Raw genomic sequence first — 16,378 nt, 5'->3', positions numbered from 1 at the left:
GGTTCTGGCAGGCTTCATCACCCGCCTCGATACGCCGCTCTCCTCAAACCGTCATCACCCAGTTTCAGCCATAGCTCCCGATTCACTGAGTAGCCCACGAACAGCATTGATCGAAGCCGTTGTCTGGCGAACCAGCAATGCTCGAACTCCTTTCGAGGAGACCGATAGTATGCCTCCGACCGAACATGCGTCCACAGGGTTACTGGCGCCGCTGGAGAATCCGACCTTTGGTTCCATTCTTCTGGCATCACAGCTTTCTAGCCTCGGCTGGCTGATGCGGAACGTCGCGCTCGGTTGGCTCATGGCTCCGGTTTCCGGCTCGGACGTTTTGTTGCGGTGGTCCAGGCGCAAGTCCCATCCGCCGATGGCTTATATATCGCACAAGCGACAGATGCTGCGCGCCTAACGGATGCTTTTCAACGCACCAGTCATGCATTGCGCACGCCTAGTGCTATCAAAGGGTTCGTCCGAAAGCGGTACAGCTCATGGCTGACGCCATCAGAGGAGGGCGGGTAGTCCAGCTCGGGTTTCCCTGCCTCGAGATACACCCAGCCGGTATCTGCCCGCTAATCTGGTTAGGCGACAATTTGGGAATTATCGTCCGATCGGACATCAGATTGCTACCATCATTGCAAGCCTCCCTTGGGGCGTTCTCCACGCTTAACGTTTTAAGATGTCCACCTCAGAGATAAAGAAAATTTATATCAACCGTCGTTCTTTTCGATCTACAAGAACTTTGGCCCATGGTTTATTCGAAACGAAACAACGCTCTGGCCCGACATGCTCTCTGTAGTCGGATGACACGCAAGACCGCTTCAATGTCATTCCAGCTCACTCGGGGACTGATTTCATTCTTCTTGGATACAAGGCTGCGGATTCCGGTTGCACAATGCATGCCTGGAGCTGGGCGCCTAGGAAAGGCTGTGATTGGGTTTAGTGCCCGCCGTGGCGGAGCTGAAAGGAAGTTGCTGCACGACAAGTCGTCTAGGCGGCGGGGTCAACAGTGAAATTGGGATGTCTGCTTCTGCCCACTAGATTGAAACTAAGTAGGGGCGACAATCATCGTGGATCAATGGGAAACTATGCTGCGTAGACGCTTGGTCTTCACGCCGCGTGTCCAAGGCGGATCGGCCTGGCAGCGACCTCAAGTCTCCTGCCGGCAGAGACCGGTAGAAGCTCTGTAACCTAGGCTTTTTGGGCTTTGCGGAGTTTTCCGGCAATCACAACGAAGAGCTTGGTCGATACCTCTACGTTGCCCGACGGGCAAATATTTGGGTAGTGAGACCGTCTGCAGCCAAAGGCGCAGTTCACCTACTGATGGAAGTCAGTGTTCGCAAGGAGCGATCGAACGCTGAGGCCATGGCTTTGGAACGAGGACAATAAAGATGAAAACGCGTGCCGCCGTAGCCGTCGCCGCCGGAAAGCCGCTCGAGATCATGGAGGTGGACCTCGAAGGGCCGCGCGAAGGCGAGGTGCTGGTCGAGGTCAAGGCAACCGGCATCTGCCACACCGACGAGTTCACCCTGTCGGGCGCCGATCCGGAAGGCCTGTTCCCGGCGATCCTCGGGCATGAGGGCGCCGGCGTGGTGGTCGATGCCGGCAAGGGCGTGACCTCGGTCAAGAAGGGCGACCATGTCATCCCGCTCTATACGCCCGAGTGCCGACAGTGCCCCTCCTGCCTGTCGAGAAAGACGAATCTCTGCACCGCCATCCGCGCCACGCAGGGGCAAGGCTTGATGCCGGATGGTTCCTCGCGCTTCTCGATGGGCAAGGACAAGCTCTTCCACTATATGGGCTGCTCGACCTTCTCCAATTTCACCGTGCTGCCGGAGATCGCGCTGGCCAAGGTCAATCCCGACGCCCCCTTCGACAAGATCTGCTACATCGGCTGCGGGGTGACGACAGGCATCGGCGCGGTCATCAACACCGCCAAGGTCGAGCAGGGCGCCACCGCCGTCGTCTTCGGTCTCGGCGGCATCGGCCTCAACGTCATCCAGGGCCTTCGCCTTGCCGGCGCCGACATGATCATCGGCGTCGACGTCAACAACGACAAGAAGCCCTGGGGCGAAAAATTCGGCATGACGCATTTCGTCAATCCGAAGGAGATCGACGGCGACATCGTGCCTCACCTCGTCAACATGACCAAGCGCGGCGCCGACCAGATCGGCGGCGCCGACTACACCTTCGACTGCACCGGCAACACCAAGGTGATGCGCCAGGCGCTCGAAATCTCGCATCGCGGCTGGGGCAAGTCGGTCATCATCGGCGTCGCCGGCGCCGGCCAGGAGATTTCGACCAGGCCGTTCCAGCTGGTCACCGGCCGCACCTGGATGGGCACCGCCTTCGGCGGCGCGCGCGGCCGCACCGACGTGCCCAGGATCGTCGACTGGTACATGGAGGGCAAGATCCAGATCGACCCGATGATCACGCATACGTTGAAGTTGGAGGACATCAACAAGGGTTTTGACCTCATGCATGAAGGCAAGTCGATCCGCAGCGTCGTGGTTTATTAAGGCAACGCCATCGGGCCTCGGGCCGAACGCCCGCGACCTTATGGACAACATAGGAGGAAGTAGGAATGGCGGAAAAACTGCATCACTCGATCGACAATGGCCTGCCCAAGGAAAGCGCGAGCTTTGCCGGCGGCACGCTGGTCTGCGCCTGCACCAGCAAGCCGGTGAAGGTGAAGGTCAAGGGCCAGATCGCCCACGACCACGCCTGCGGCTGCACCAAATGCTGGAAACCGGAAGGCGCGATCTTCTCCGTGGTTGCCGTTGCGGGCACCGGCGACGTCACCGTCACCGAGAACGGCGACAAGCTGAAAGTGGTCGACCCCTCGGCCCTCATCCAGCGCCACGCCTGCACCGGCTGCGGCGTCCACATGCATGGCCCGGTCGAGCGCGACCATCCCTTCAAGGGCCTGTCCTTCATCCATCCGGAGCGCTTCGAGGAGGATGGCTGGTCGCCTCCGGGCTTTGCCGCCTTCGTCTCCTCGATCATCGAATCCGGCGTCGACCCGAGCCGCATGGCCGGCATCCGCGCCCAGCTGAGGTCGATCGGGCTGGAGCCCTATGACTGCCTCAATCCCGGCCTGATGGACTATATGGCCACCTGGACGGCGAAGAAGTCCGGCGCGCTGCCGGCCTAACCACCGATCGACTATACAAGGGTCGGACGAGATCGCCCGGCCTTCCGCAGATCGCTTCGATTAGCCTGACCGGCGGATCTGCGCATTGATCGACTTTTTTCTGCCGGATTTATCGCGGCGCAATCTCGACGCCTCGGAGGTGCTGTATACTTCTCGCAGTTCGACACCTGAGCTCGACGGAGCATCCGCGTGAGCTGGCCTACTGCCGGTTTTTCGGACACCGAGGTTAAGCTAAGCATATTCCTCAAACTCGACGGGGTTCAGATAGCCGAGCGTCCAGTGCATGCGCCGAGGGTTAGAGAAGCGCTCGATGTAGTCGAACACATGCGGCCTCGCGTCATCCCTCGTCCTGTAGACCTTGGCTGTCCGCTCGGTCTTGAGCGACGAAGAAGCTCTCCATCGCAGCATTGTCCCAGACGTAGCCCGACCGGCTCATTGAGCAGGTGATGCTGTGATCAGCCATCAGTCGCTGGAACTGCTCGCTCGTTATATTGCGCGATCCCTGGTCGGAGTGGTACAGCAGCCTGTCGGGCCTGCCTCGGCGCCACATCGCCATGATGAGGGCGTCGGTGACGAGCTGGGCCGTCATCTCTGCCTTCATCGCCCATCCGACGATACGACGCGAGAACAGATCGAGGGCAACGTAGATCCAGACCTAGGTAAAGTCCGCGATCCCTTCTGGTTCGGTGCAGCGGCCTCGAAGCTGCGCTCGACGAGGTTGGCCGACACGGCTGCTCGCTCACCGGTGTCCTTCGGGCAGTCCGCGGCGAAGCCGTTCTCCCGCATCAGCCATTCGATGCGATGCAGAGCCCAGGATGTCGTGCTCCGCCTGCGTCACCGCGACGCGCAGATCCTTCACCAGCCTCACTGCCTCAAGCTTGAACTCGCGGCTGAACTTCCTTCTCTGCATTTCCACTCTCCAATTCCGTTAAACTCCTTCACCTCAGGTGTCCGCGAAACCGGCAGCATGCCAATGAGGCCAGCTAAGCTGCAGGGAGAGAGCTGCGCGAGCCAGGGCTTTCCCCAGCATTGAGCCGGGAGAATGAACGAGGGAGTAGCCGCGGATGGGTCTGCCGTGCTCGCTGGGACAATGACGAGACATAACATGTGTTTATAGCGCGCCACAATCTCTTCCCAGTTACGCACCCTCCGATTGTCGCTTAAGCTCTGTTAGCCTCTCCACTTAACGGACGGGCATTGGCTAGGCGGTAGGCCGACATGGAGTATCTCAGCATGGTGCTCCCTAGTAAGTTGGTCGGCCGTTAGACCTTTGAAGCCGTTTGCGTCGAAGGTCCTTTCGAACTTTCAGGAGAAGTCCGTGGACGACAGCGTTTTTGGAAGCCGTGACAAACGGGGCCAGTGGACACCTCATAAGCGGCCCTCACGCGCGCCGTTGTTTGTATGGCCTGCTCAACCGAAAAAGTTTTTCGTGTGGATGTTCGGGTTTCCAGGATATCTTTGGCCCTGGAATACGCTCCTCATGGGCATATCGGTTATTACGTGGCTTTACCTGATCCCCGCGATGGATACGATGCGAGAACTCAGTATCAGCTGGGCGGTCATTCTCTTGCGCAATGCCACGCTGGCAATTCTCGTATATGGCGGGCTGCACACGCTGCTCTACATTTACCGCCGCCAAGGAATCAATTTCAAATACAATTCAAAGTGGCCAGACACCGACAACTCAGTATTCCTGTTTAGAAGCCAGACGGCTGACAATGCCTTCCGGACCATGTGTAGTGGGGTGCCTGTCTGGACAGCGTACGAATTGCTAGCGTGGTGGGCATATTCGAATGGCCATATCACGCAAATAAATATCCAGGAACATCCTGTTTACTTTGTCGCACTAATCCTGTTCGCGCCGGCGTGGTCCTCGCTGCATTTTTACGTGATTCACCGCTTGATCCACATTGGACCTCTCTACCACGTTATCCACAGGGTACACCATAATAGCGTTAATCCAGGGCCATGGTCGGGCTTGTCGATGCATACATTCGAGCATATCATCTATTTCTCGGGGGCGTTGTTTTACTTCATTGTGCCGTCCCATCCGATGAACGTGATGTTCTTCCTAATGCTGCAAGCGCTGCAGCCAGCGCTGGGTCACCTGGGTTTCCACAAGGTGGTAGCCGGACGAGACAAGCATTTCGACTACGATAATTATTATCATTACTTGCATCACAGGTATTTTGAGGTGAACTACACCGATACGTTGATCCCATTCGATGAGTGGTTCGGCACATCGCACGATGGCTCTCCAGAGGCCGATGAGGCGATGTATAAGAGAATGAAAGAGAAGAAGTTCAAGCGCGGCGGCTCCAAGACATAGCTGTCCCTGGGGGGGGCAGTGAAATGTGTGTGGATGTTCCGGTGATCGTCTGTGCAGAAATTCTAAACAGCACCACTTAATGCATTGTGAGTGAAATGCTCCGTTCGGACTCTTTCGACAGTCCCTCGTACATCACTGTTGTTCCAGATATTATCCCATTTGTGAGAGGAGGAGACATGAGCAAGCCAGTAGCATGGATAGAGGTTTGCGCCTTGGAGGCTTTGGCGCCTGAAGAAGCTATGAGGTTCGAGCATGAAGGGCGCTCGTTTGCAGTTATCCGGTCCCCAGATGGCAACTACTTTGCGATTGACGGGCACTGCAGCCATGAAAAGGTTCATCTCGCAGACGGAATTGTCGACGGCAACATCATTGAATGCCCCAAGCATTTTGGCGCATTCGACTACCGAACCGGCGAGGCTCGAGCCTTGCCTGCTTGCATCGACATAAGAAGTTACGAACTCAAGGTTGAGTCCAATGTTGTGCTCATCAAAATCTAAATCGGCCCGTTGGAAGGAACATGTGCCCAGCGCTAGCGATGGAATGGGTTATAGTGTGGCCCGGCAAATCGGGAAATTGCCGGCGTGAAAAATGAACGCGCTATGGCAATCGTCGGTGCGGGAGAAGCGGGCACGGCCGCTGCTGTTGCATTGAGAGATGGCGGCTGGCGGGGACGTGTCATCCTGATCGGCAATGAAGCTACACTGCCGTATGAACGACCGCCTCTATCAAAAGGCCACTTGGCCGAGAGCAGAGATACTGGACCAAAGTTCCTTATCACTAGCGAGCGGTTGACAGATTTGGAAATCGAATACTTCGAGGGGTGCAACGTCCAGTCAATAGATTGCGCAGCACATACCGTTTCGCTGTCAGGGGGCAAGCGCCTTGGTTACGAGCGTTTGCTACTAGCAACAGGCGCTCGCCCGCGAATATTATGCGCTCCGGTCGATCCAGAATGTCGAGTGGCCACGCTTCGCACCTACGCCGACGCCGTGGCTATTCGACGAGCGATCAAGCCTGGACGTAGCGTCGTCGTGATCGGGGGAGGCTTCATCGGGCTTGAAGTTGCAGCAGGTGCGGCGGCCAAGGGAGCCACCGTGACGGTGCTGGAGGTCGGGCCTAGGCTGCTGATGCGGGCAGTACCAGCCAGCATAGCTGAGCGCGTCAAAGCAAAGCACTTGAATGCCGGCGTACGCATTGAGCTGAGTTCTACGGTCACAGCTGTCAGGGCGGTCGACAGACGATCGGCGGTATTGCTGGCGGACGGCCGCACATGCCTTGCCGATCTGGTGCTGGTCGGAGTCGGTGCGGTGCCAAATGTGGAACTTGCCCAAGCGGCGGGGCTGGCGATCGAAAATGGGATCGCGGCGAACGACATGCTTGCCACTTCAGATCCTGACACTTTTACGGCCGGCGACTGTTGTTCGTTTCTACACCGACTCTACGGCCAACGAGTGAGGCTTGAGGTGTGGCGAAACGCGTGGCAACAAGGCGCGGCGGCGGCAGCCAACATGTTGGGCTCGAACTCTGCCTATGAGAGCGTCCCATGGTTTTGGTCGGACCAGTACGAGGAGACGCTTCAGATCGCCGGTATCTATGGTAGTTCGGATGCCACTGTAAATAGAGACCTTGGTGAGAAGGGGCAGATTTCGTTTTACTTGGCCCCGGACGGGCGCTTGGTGGCGGCATGCGGATTTGGGAATCTTGCCACTATCGGGAAGGATATTCGTGTCGCCGAGACGATGATCGGAAGGCGGATTCGCCCTAAAGCTGAGGCGCTTGCGGATCCCGCTATCGCCATTAAATCGTTGGTTGTGTAGCAGCGAGCGAATTCATTTCGAGCTCTCCTTGAGAATCGTAACATTGAAGATTTGACAATTGAGTTATCGTTGCAAAAAGCGCATCGAGGCACACGGCGAAATAAGCTTTCCAAAAAGTCTCATAGGGTGAAATTCCGGTTTAACAAAAAAGGATGTAACCAAAATGTATAGCTGTCTTGTTGACGCCTTCGGGAATAGTGGACAGGCGCGCTATGTGTGGCCTCCCTCCGAAGGGTCAACAGTGACTTTTCCCATGTTAGCCCATGGGGTATCGTCACGCGGTTACTCCGGCGAAGCAGCTCGTCGAACGGGTTTTTTTCTTGCATGCCGGGAGGCCCATCCCCAGTTTCCGATCTGCAAGACCGTCGCGAGACAAAGCTGAAGCTTGGAGGCCAAGACCATCCCCGTCACGGCGCATGCATCCTGTTCAGCGCATGGTAAGGGACATTGCAATGACAATGTCGTTGCACGCCAGAGCTGGGCAGGGCACTGGCTATGTGGATCATCCGATGCGTAGTTTCGTGAGGCGGATGCCGTTCGCCTTGCTTGAACGTAGGGTCGGGTAAGCCGGAACCATCTACAGTCAGCAAGTCAAGGATATTCCCCATACCGTCGGCGCACCCGTGGGGGCTTTGCTCTGCATCAAAGGCGCGGTTCCGGCCCGGCATCTTGAAGTTGCTCCTATGCTCCCCTGGTGCTGCCGAAGAAGCCAGCAAAGCACCTGCTCGCATAAATTGATCCTATACCGACCTATCGTTTTTTCGCTCTTACCGCGCCCAAGATGTTGGCCTAAAGCCAAGTGCTCCTCGCCCACTTGGAAACGTATGCCATTCCTCGGTTTCTAACCGGGAACGCTCCGACATGAAGGGACATGGTTTGAAACCAGACGATACCATCGCTCGCAATGTTCAGGTGAAGCCGAAGGACCACGCCCGCTTGTGGTGTTCGAACTGGGGCTGACGCAGGTGGGCGTGGACAAGGCGAGTTCTTCAATATGTGAGGTTTCGCTTGAGGGGCCGTTCAGCCGCAACGAGCATGTTGAGCGGGAACGTTCTCTTGCGGTTGCGAATCTGATCCGAAGCAATGTTTTTATCCCGGTCGGCCATGATCGCGGCCCATACCGGCTGCATCTCGCGTTGGACCGTGACGGACTCGCTTTCCAGGTCGCCACCGAAAGGCGCGTGAACGTGATTACCCATCAGATTTCGCTCATTCCGATGCGGAAGTTCCTCAAGCATTACGTTGTCACCTGCGAGAACTATTACGATGCGATGTCGCGCGCGGGCGTAGCTGCGCTTGCAAAGATTGACGGGGCACGTTGTACCCTTCGCGAGGAGGGCGCCGAATTCCTGAAGAAGAGGCTCTCCGATAAGGTAGTCACCGATAGCGACACCGCCCGACAGCTGTTCACGCTGGTCTACGTTCTGTTCCTACGAAATACACCGCTCATGAATGGGCATCGGAATGAACAGTGAAGGGCAGGCGTAGAAGTCTGCTCGGAAGTGCAAGCAATCTCTACTTTATCTATGGAGCGCCTTAATGGATGGCCTGGTCTCAAATCCCGCATCGAGCTTTTTGGCGAGTATCGATCTGAACTTTCGATCTGCCATGGCCTTCCTCGACCTCCCCGAAGGACTTGCCGAACGTATCATACAGTGCAACTCCACCTACACGGTTCGCTTCGGGGTGAGATTGCGCGGTCGTATGTACAGCTTTGTCGGATGGCGCTCGGTGCATAGCGAACACTGTGAGCCCGTCAAAGGAGGCATTCGCTATGCGCCGGATTCCGATGCTGAAGAAGTTGAGGCGCTTGCGGCGCTGATGACGCTGAAATGCGCGCTGGTTGATGTACCGTTCGGAGGCTCAAAAGGCGCACTCAAGATCGATCCACGCGAGTGGACGCCGCAAGAGCTGGAACGCATCACCCGCCGGTTCACTCAGGAGTTGAACAAACGTGGCCTGATCGGACCCGGCCTCAACGTGCCAGCGCCTGATGTAGGCACCAGCGAGCGCGAGATGGCTTGGATGGTAGACGAATTCCGCCGTGCCAATCCTACTGACGTGGTGAACGCGCGCGCTTGCGTCACCGGCAAGCCGCTCTCCAAGGGCGGCATCGCCGGACGCACCGAGGCGACAGGTCGCGGAGTGCAGTTCGCCATCCAATGCTATCTGCGCGATACGCGTACCGCTGGGATTAGCGGGCGGCGAGATCTGAAGGAGGCAAGTGTTATTGTTCAGGGTTTTGGCAATGTGGGCTACCACTCCGCCAAATTCCTTTCAGAAGACGACGGAGCGCGGATTGTATTGATCGCCGAACGCGACGGATTTGTTTCCAATCCGGAAGGCCTTCCCGTCGAAGCTTTGAAACAGCATCAGTTGCGCACCGGAAGCATTCTCGGTTTTGAGGGCGCCACTTCCTTCGCAGGCGAGATGAGTGGAATTGAAGAGGAATGCGACATCCTCATTCCCGCGGCGATGGAGAATGCCATTCACCTCGAAAACGCGGAACGGATCAAGGCGCGCCTCGTCGTTGAAGCTGCCAATGGCCCTGTCACTTTTCAGGCCGACCGAATTCTGCGCTCTCGAGGAGCGACAATCCTGCCCGATCTCTACGTCAATGCGGGCGGTGTGGTGGTGAGTTATTTCGAATGGGTGAGGAATCTGACTCACATACCATTCGGCCTGATGGAGAGGCGGCGGCGCGAGCGGCGAAATCACACGATTGCCACAGCGCTCGAACGAATGACGGGCAAGACATTTCCCGCCGACATGCGCGACGAATTTCTGGAGGGCGGCGCCGAGATTGACCTTGTTCGCTCCGGCCTTGAGGACGTCATGCGGAGTGCCTGGTCCAATATTGCGGACTTGCTTGAGTCGCAGCCGAAACTTGGTGACTATAGGACTGCGGCTTACACTGTCGCCATTCGAAGAATCGCCGCGGCCTATGAGGCTATAGGCATTTGAGAGTGTACCCAGGGGGCTCCGCCCAATGCTTGAACGCCGGAGTCAATTACTGCCGCAGCCGTCTGGTCTCGATCGGGCGTGGTTCTTGAGCGGCTCACCCTGCCGGCGCGACCTCCCCGTCGGCAGGGTGCTTTCTAATTTCACGAGTGATGAACCGTTGCCCGATTGGACAAGGGCACGATGGATTCCAGCACCCTCTTGCAATGTCCGACCCTCTTGCCCGGCGCACTCAACCGGTCGCGGACGACGTGCACAACTTCACTGCCGTCGCGACTTGCTGGTCAGCCGACCGGCGCCCTCGCCAGTGAAAAGATGCGTCGCGTCGATCAAAGATGGGCTCGTGCTTCGGCCCTTCGCCGGCAAGGCCGGCAAAGATGCGGTCGAACAGCCCAGCCGACTCCAGCGAATGAAGCGGTTGAGCGTGTTGTGCGGGCCGTAGCCCCGTCGGCCCTTCCTTCCGCTGCAGGCCGTCCTGATCACGTTGACGGTCCGGCTTACCACCTGCCGGTCATCAACACGTGGGACGCCATGCGACAGTGGAAAATGCGGAGATATCCGCGCCATCTGGCGCTCGCTAAGCAGAAACAAATCGCCCCTCACGATCTCCTTCATCGGAAACCGTGAATCGCACCTCAAACCAAATTAAATTAATAGGTCCTGAGCCTAGGCGTCGAGCCAGACGTTCTGGAACTCCATTGTGTAAGTCGGATGCATAGCGTAGTTCTTTACCTTGTTGTTCATATGGCAGTAGAGCTTCTGCCAAAACGGCTGGATCATAATGCCGGAATCCTGAAGGATCTGCTCGACGTCCTTCATGACCTCCTTGCGTTTGGCAACGTCTGTCAGCGACAACGCATCTTTGAGTTTGGCGTCGAACTTAGGATCGGAGTAAGCCGTCTCGTTCCAAGCTTCGCCGGTCCGGTACGCCAATGCGAGGACCTGGACACCGAGAGGGCGCATGTACCATTGGGTTGTGGAGTAGGGGTATTTGTTCCAATCGTTCCAGTAGGTCGAGGCCGGTATAACGGTACGCTTGACCTTAATACCAGCTTCGCGCAATTGAGCCGCGATGGCGTCACCGGTGTTCTTCTGCCATTCGTCGTCGACCGAAATTATCTCGTGCTCGAAATCGGCCTGTCCGGCGTCCAGCATGAGCTTCTTGGCACCCGCAATATCGCGCGCTTTGTTCGGGAGCGGATAGTACTCTGGATGAATGGGGCTCACATGGTGGTTCTCGCCGACCGTGCCATGCCCATTGTAGCCGAGCTGCAGTACGACGTTGTTGTCGACTGCCATCTGCAGCGCGTTGCGCACTCGCTTGTCGTCGTAGGGCTTGTGTGTCGTATTCGTTCGACAAATCAAGGTAGTCGCTGTATCGATTTCGGACTTGACTAGGCCAGTCTTGTCCAAGATCTCGATAAAGTCCGACGGCGTCTCGAAATTAAGGTCGATCTCACCGGAATCGAAAGCGTTCACCGAGGCATTGAAATCGGCGCCGTAATCGATGAACTCGACGGTGTCGAGGGACGCATCGCCACCCCACCACTTGCCGTTTTCGCGGCGCTTGACCACCGCCTTCTGGCCAACGTCGTAGGACACCAGTTCGAAAGCTCCGGTACCGACGGGCTTCTTGATCGGGTCGGCGCCGTCTTTGTCGAAGTCGCGATGTACGACCAGCGCCGGATAGTCGGTGAACCCCGCAATGAGCGTGATGTCGGGCGCGGAGAGCTTCAATTTGACCGTGTGGTCATCGACTTTAGTGATCGCACCGTCCCTGGCTTTGCCCGTCTTGGTGTCGACCAACCCACTGACACGTGCCGCCATGGAATTGCCCGAGACATCTTTCTCGCACCAGCGAGTCAGGTTGGCGACCACATCCTCGGCGCTGAAAGCATCTCCGTTGTTCCAAGTGACACCTTTGCGCAGATGCAGCGTGTACTCAGTGGCGTCGTCGTTAACGTCCCAGCTTTCCACCAGGACCGGCTCGAAGGTGAACTGGCGCGTATAGCGGACGAGCGGCTCGAGCCAGGTGCGTGTGACGTTTGACATTTCTGTCCAGTCATAGGTCCGAGGATCCTTTTGACCTTTAACGTTCATTGAAACGCGCAGCGTTCCGCCCTTCTTCGCCTCGTCAGCCGCGGCTTCGGTGGGCGCTGCAAGACCAATCATGCCGTAGGCAGCTGCGGTAGATGCGCCGAAAGCAGTCGCGAGAGCGAGAAATTCACGCCGATCCATACGACCTGCACGCGCTTCTGCCGCCATGGCCTTAATGGCAGCTGGAACCCGCTCGCCGTTGCTTTTGAAAATTCCCATGTGCTTTCCCCTTTACGCTTCTGTTATGTTGATATGCCTTTGCGACAATTAGCGTGTATGCGGTGACATCCCGCGCTGAATTCCAGTATTGAAAACGCGGGTCAACGGGCATTCGCGAGTAACTCTACCAGCGGTTCCAAGATGCCTGTCGCAGTACCTCATCTGGTCCGAGATGATGCTCAGCTAATGAATCGCAAATTGCCGGCTTTGCCTCAGAGAAGTCGCCGATGAATATAAGTAAAATCATATGCTGTGATTACGGGCTTCTGAAGGCGAAAAAAAGCCGACCGATATAATCGCAGTTTATGCCTCTCGCGCTGGCGGAGGCTTTGCGCTCAAGATGCTTGGGGCGGCAGCTTTCCTGAGGGAACATAGCGATCAGCCGTCGCCATCGGATGCGACCGCCGAGCATCCTATAGGATGGGCAGTGACACCGGTTTCGAGAGCTGCGACACAGGTTTTCCCAACCCGGCTTGCGGGTCGTTAGTAAGATGATCGATGAATTCTAAGCATCGGGACGTTAACTGCTGGACGATCCACGTGCGTCACTGCCTGCTGCGCATCAATCCGAAAGGCTATCAGACCAAAGGTGACTTCCGAAGCTGTGCCCGTCCTGCCCCCGAGCAAGACTAATCTCTGCATCGCCGACAGGGACGACAACCCACGCGGCCTTTGCTGGCAAAATCGCCCGCGGGACGAGGAGAGCAGGTCAGCCGAGATCTAGGCCCAAGGACCTTCGCGGTCTTTCGAGTTGAATGACTGGTCTGTCGGCGCTCTGCCGGTGACACGACAGTGTACGCCGAGCTTAGTGACGGCTGCGGTGGTAGCTTTTCGCCATTTGAGCATCGAGTGCGAAGGCCAGATTGAAAAGCGCCCTGAAAGCAGTCGCATAGATGTCGCGCCCTGGTGGCAAACGCAACGTTGGCAGCAAATCGGCCTTGCGGCGCTACAGGTCTTGCTGCGGTGGAGGAACCTCACAAACCGTGGCATGTGACAACAGAGCTTTGGCATCCTTCGAAGGATCGGCCACATGCTCAGGTGCAACGGTCTGCCCAGCATCTATAATCCGTTTGCCGGCCATGTAGGCGCGCGGCTCGTTCATTGCATCGACAGCCAGGAGCCGTCCCCGACTGTATTACCAGATGGACAGTGACCGCCCATGACGATCCGATCGTAACCTGTGTTCAAGCCCGCTATCTGCAGTTTGACGTCATATTGATCTGACCAGAACCAAGGTTTGGCCTCATAGTTCTCGGACGCACCCAGCATGTTTTTGGCGGCCAGTTCAGCGTGATCGATCGCATTGCCTACGCTTTCAAGTCGGACGCGTCTTCCCTCATTGGGAAAGGAAGCACATTCACCGGCTGACCAAATGTTTGGATCCGACGTGAGGCCCTGAGCGTCGGTTCGGATCCCATTTTCGATCTCGAGTCCCGCATCCTCAGCAATGCTGGTTCTTGGCGTCACTCCGATGGCGACTATGACGAAGTCGGCTGAAATCTTCATGCCGTTGGAGAGATTTGCGCCGGACACTCGGCCGTCGCCCGTCAGGCGCTGGATTCCTATATTCTCAAGGATATTAACGCCGTGGCTGCAGTGCAACTCGCGGAAATAGTCGGACGTTGGGGGCGCCGCCACGCGTTGGAGAATCCGGGGCGCCATCTCAATCAGCGTAAACTCAAGCCCAAGCTTGACCCCGACGGCGGCGGCCTCGAGCCCGAGATACCCGCCACCGATAATAAGCAGCTTCCGTCCCGACTGGAATTCTGTCGCCATCGCGTCGGCATCGGCGAGCGTTCGAATCGTGTACACGCCTTCAAGTCACCCCCCGCAGCGGACGTTATCTGCTTGGGGCGGCAGCCTGTGGTCAGCGCCAGCTTGTCGTAGGGGATTGGCTCACTGCCCACTCGCACAGTCTTGGAAACGCGATCGATCAAGGTCACAGGTGCAGACAATATGAGATTGATTTCATTCTCTTTCCAGAAGGAGGGCGCGCGAAGGTAAAGCCGCTCCAGGTCCATGTCTCGAAGAAGATAGCCCTTGGACAGTGGTGGCCGTTGGTAGGGCGGCGCGGGCTCGTCGCCAATAAGCGTTACCGGCCCGTCGTACCCCAAGGCGCGCAATTTGGCTGCGAGCGATGCTCCTGCTTGACCGGCACCGACGACGACAATGCCGGCCATGAAATAATTCCTTCCGCAGATGGGACTAACCTGCCCAAGCGTTCGACGATCGTCTGACGACTCACACCTGTTTTTCGGGCATGTGAAGGATCAGTCCCTCCAACATATCACTGACCCTGATCTGGCAGGTTAGCCGCGAACGGGCAGGATCAGCCTCGTAGGCGAAGTCCAGCATGTCCTGTTCAATCGCCTCCTTCGGTGGGAGCTTGCCCGCCCAGCTCTCGTCGACATAGACGTGACAAGTTGCGCAGGAACAGGCTCCGCCGCAATCTGCCTCGATACCGGGGATGCCATTGTCTCGGGCTCCCTCCATGACCTTGGCGCCGCGAGGAACGTCCACAACATGCTCCCGGCCATTATGCTCAACGTAAGTAATCTTGATCATCACGATCTTCCTAAACTGTACTGGTAGGCTGACAAACAGGCGCAAGGTGCCGGCGTACTACTTCTTTCGCATTTCTTTCAACCGGGCCCGGGTGCGGGCCGTAGCCTCTTCCGTGCCATCGTGGAAAGTGCCGAACCATCTATCGCACGGCACTTCGGGCTCACCGTAGTTGCACTCGAAGTAGCGATGGTGCAGTTGATGGAAGAAGTCCCCCACCTTCAGTCCGGCGTCGCTGTTCTGACCGGCAGTTACGGCTTCGTATCCACCGTGCGAGGTGATAGCCAAAAGCACCTTCTGTTGTACCTGGAAAATGAAGTGTATTGGATGGGAGGGGATCAACAGATGGATCACAGCAGAGCTCAGATATACGATATGCTCGACCGGGTGCATCGACATGCCAGACCAGGGGCCAACATTTACGTTTCGGTGATGTATAGAGTGGACCTTATTGTATACCGGTGCCCAATGCAGGAACCGATGGATCCAGTAAAAGTGAAACACGCCGTATATCGGCAAAAGCACGAACCAAAGGACGAACCAAACAGGATGTTCGGAGAAACCGAGCATCGGCGCATATCCGTTAGGTATGCCCAGAGACCAAGAATTTCATATGCGGTCCAGATCGTTGCTCCGCTGCCAATTGACCAACAAACGTTGTCAAAGAATTGGCTGTTGAATGTATATAGCGAGTTTCTTGTGTGGAATGGACGGATATCATACCTAAAGCGATTGCCTTGTCTTTTGAAAGTATAGAGGTAGAGATGCATTCCTCCTGCCACGAGAACCATCAGGGCGAGGTTGCGCAGGTAAACGGCCGCGATCCACTTGAAAGCAAAAGTTCGCGCCGTTTCCAAAGAAGGCGATAGGTAGAACCATGTCAGGAATGAGAGGCCAACCACGAGCAACCGGTCAGATATCGGTAGCCAGGAGTTCCACAGTAGCTTGATCCCGAGGATCGGTCCGCGCTGCAAGTTAAACAGCGACTGATCCTCAAGCGGAAGGTTGGGGTGGTAGTTCCAAGTCGACTTTCCCGGAAGCGTGATATCCGGCTTCGTTGCGTCATGTGTCATGAAAGTCACTCACCTATGCTTCGCTGCCTTGCATGCGTAACGGCGCCGTCCGCCGAGCCGAGGGCCGCAATTTGGCCGGCACCGGGTCCTCTTAGCAATCGTCAGGTCGGGGTAGCGAACAGAGCCATCACGCGCCGATGATTGAAACGCGTCCAGCGCCTCCATCCGTTCA

The 16,378-nt window shown here is 57.0% G+C and carries 12 protein-coding genes and 2 pseudogenes; 8 read left to right on the top strand and 6 right to left on the bottom strand.

Features of this window, described 5'->3' with window-relative positions; genetic code table 11:
* The 3 genes from CK222_RS33280 to gfa all read left to right on the top strand — a co-directional run.
* Positions 1-406 (top strand): MFS transporter (locus tag CK222_RS33280; protein WP_245433405.1); only part of this gene is annotated, 406 nt, incomplete at its 5' end.
* 979 nt (positions 407-1,385) lie between these two features.
* Positions 1,386-2,513, top strand: coding sequence for an S-(hydroxymethyl)glutathione dehydrogenase/class III alcohol dehydrogenase (locus CK222_RS30700; protein WP_095802902.1), 1,128 nt, complete (start codon positions 1,386-1,388; stop codon positions 2,511-2,513).
* A gap of 65 nt (positions 2,514-2,578) precedes the next feature.
* On the top strand, positions 2,579-3,148 hold the full coding sequence (gene gfa, locus CK222_RS30695) for an S-(hydroxymethyl)glutathione synthase (RefSeq protein ID WP_095802901.1): 570 nt from the start codon (positions 2,579-2,581) through the stop codon (positions 3,146-3,148).
* Positions 3,149-3,379: 231 nt separating this feature from the next.
* On the opposite strand, the pseudogene CK222_RS30690 reads toward gfa, so the two are convergent.
* Positions 3,380-3,955, bottom strand: a pseudogene (locus CK222_RS30690) (IS3 family transposase); the annotation flags it as partial.
* Positions 3,888-4,058: a hypothetical protein gene (locus CK222_RS32640; protein WP_176477792.1), complete on the bottom strand. Its 171-nt coding sequence runs from the start codon at positions 4,056-4,058 to the stop codon at positions 3,888-3,890. The gene CK222_RS32640 and the pseudogene CK222_RS30690, both read right to left, overlap by 68 nt.
* 408 nt (positions 4,059-4,466) lie before the next feature.
* Here CK222_RS32640 and CK222_RS30685 point away from each other — a divergent pair, with 408 nt between their 5' ends.
* The 5 genes from CK222_RS30685 to CK222_RS30665 all read left to right on the top strand — a co-directional run bounded on the left by CK222_RS30685 (position 4,467) and on the right by CK222_RS30665 (position 10,258).
* Complete coding sequence (locus CK222_RS30685) at positions 4,467-5,477, top strand: sterol desaturase family protein (protein WP_095802909.1); 1,011 nt, start codon at positions 4,467-4,469, stop codon at positions 5,475-5,477.
* A gap of 176 nt (positions 5,478-5,653) precedes the next feature.
* Entirely contained in the window at positions 5,654-5,974 is a 321-nt protein-coding gene (locus CK222_RS30680; protein ID WP_095802908.1) for a Rieske 2Fe-2S domain-containing protein, read from the top strand.
* 102 nt (positions 5,975-6,076) lie between these two features.
* Positions 6,077-7,294 (top strand): FAD-dependent oxidoreductase, encoded by a 1,218-nt coding sequence (locus CK222_RS30675; RefSeq protein WP_176477794.1) that lies wholly within the window; start codon positions 6,077-6,079, stop codon positions 7,292-7,294.
* Between the two features lie 938 nt (positions 7,295-8,232).
* On the top strand, positions 8,233-8,769 hold the full coding sequence (locus CK222_RS30670; RefSeq protein ID WP_245433404.1) for a UPF0262 family protein: 537 nt from the start codon (positions 8,233-8,235) through the stop codon (positions 8,767-8,769).
* A 133-nt stretch (positions 8,770-8,902) separates the two neighbouring features.
* Complete coding sequence (locus CK222_RS30665; RefSeq protein ID WP_095802906.1) at positions 8,903-10,258, top strand: Glu/Leu/Phe/Val dehydrogenase; 1,356 nt, start codon at positions 8,903-8,905, stop codon at positions 10,256-10,258.
* A gap of 663 nt (positions 10,259-10,921) precedes the next feature.
* Here CK222_RS30665 and CK222_RS30655 read toward each other — a convergent pair.
* From CK222_RS30655 to CK222_RS32765, 4 genes and pseudogenes are all read right to left on the bottom strand, one after another.
* Positions 10,922-12,571, bottom strand: coding sequence for an ABC transporter substrate-binding protein (locus CK222_RS30655; protein ID WP_095802898.1), 1,650 nt, complete (start codon positions 12,569-12,571; stop codon positions 10,922-10,924).
* Between the two features lie 946 nt (positions 12,572-13,517).
* Positions 13,518-14,751, bottom strand: a pseudogene (locus CK222_RS30650) (FAD-dependent oxidoreductase).
* A gap of 61 nt (positions 14,752-14,812) precedes the next feature.
* Entirely contained in the window at positions 14,813-15,136 is a 324-nt protein-coding gene (locus CK222_RS30645) for a 2Fe-2S iron-sulfur cluster-binding protein (RefSeq protein ID WP_095802897.1), read from the bottom strand.
* A 57-nt stretch (positions 15,137-15,193) separates the two neighbouring features.
* A complete protein-coding gene (locus CK222_RS32765) occupies positions 15,194-15,703 on the bottom strand; it encodes a sterol desaturase family protein (protein WP_210201962.1) in 510 nt (169 codons plus the stop codon).
* Positions 15,704-16,378: the final 675 nt, after the last annotated feature.

Source organism: Mesorhizobium sp. WSM3866 (assembly GCF_002294795.1).
Classification (GTDB): Bacteria; Pseudomonadota; Alphaproteobacteria; order Rhizobiales; family Rhizobiaceae; genus Mesorhizobium.
The sequence above is the reverse complement of the archived record's forward strand: the minus strand, read 5'-3'. Positions and strand labels throughout refer to the sequence as shown.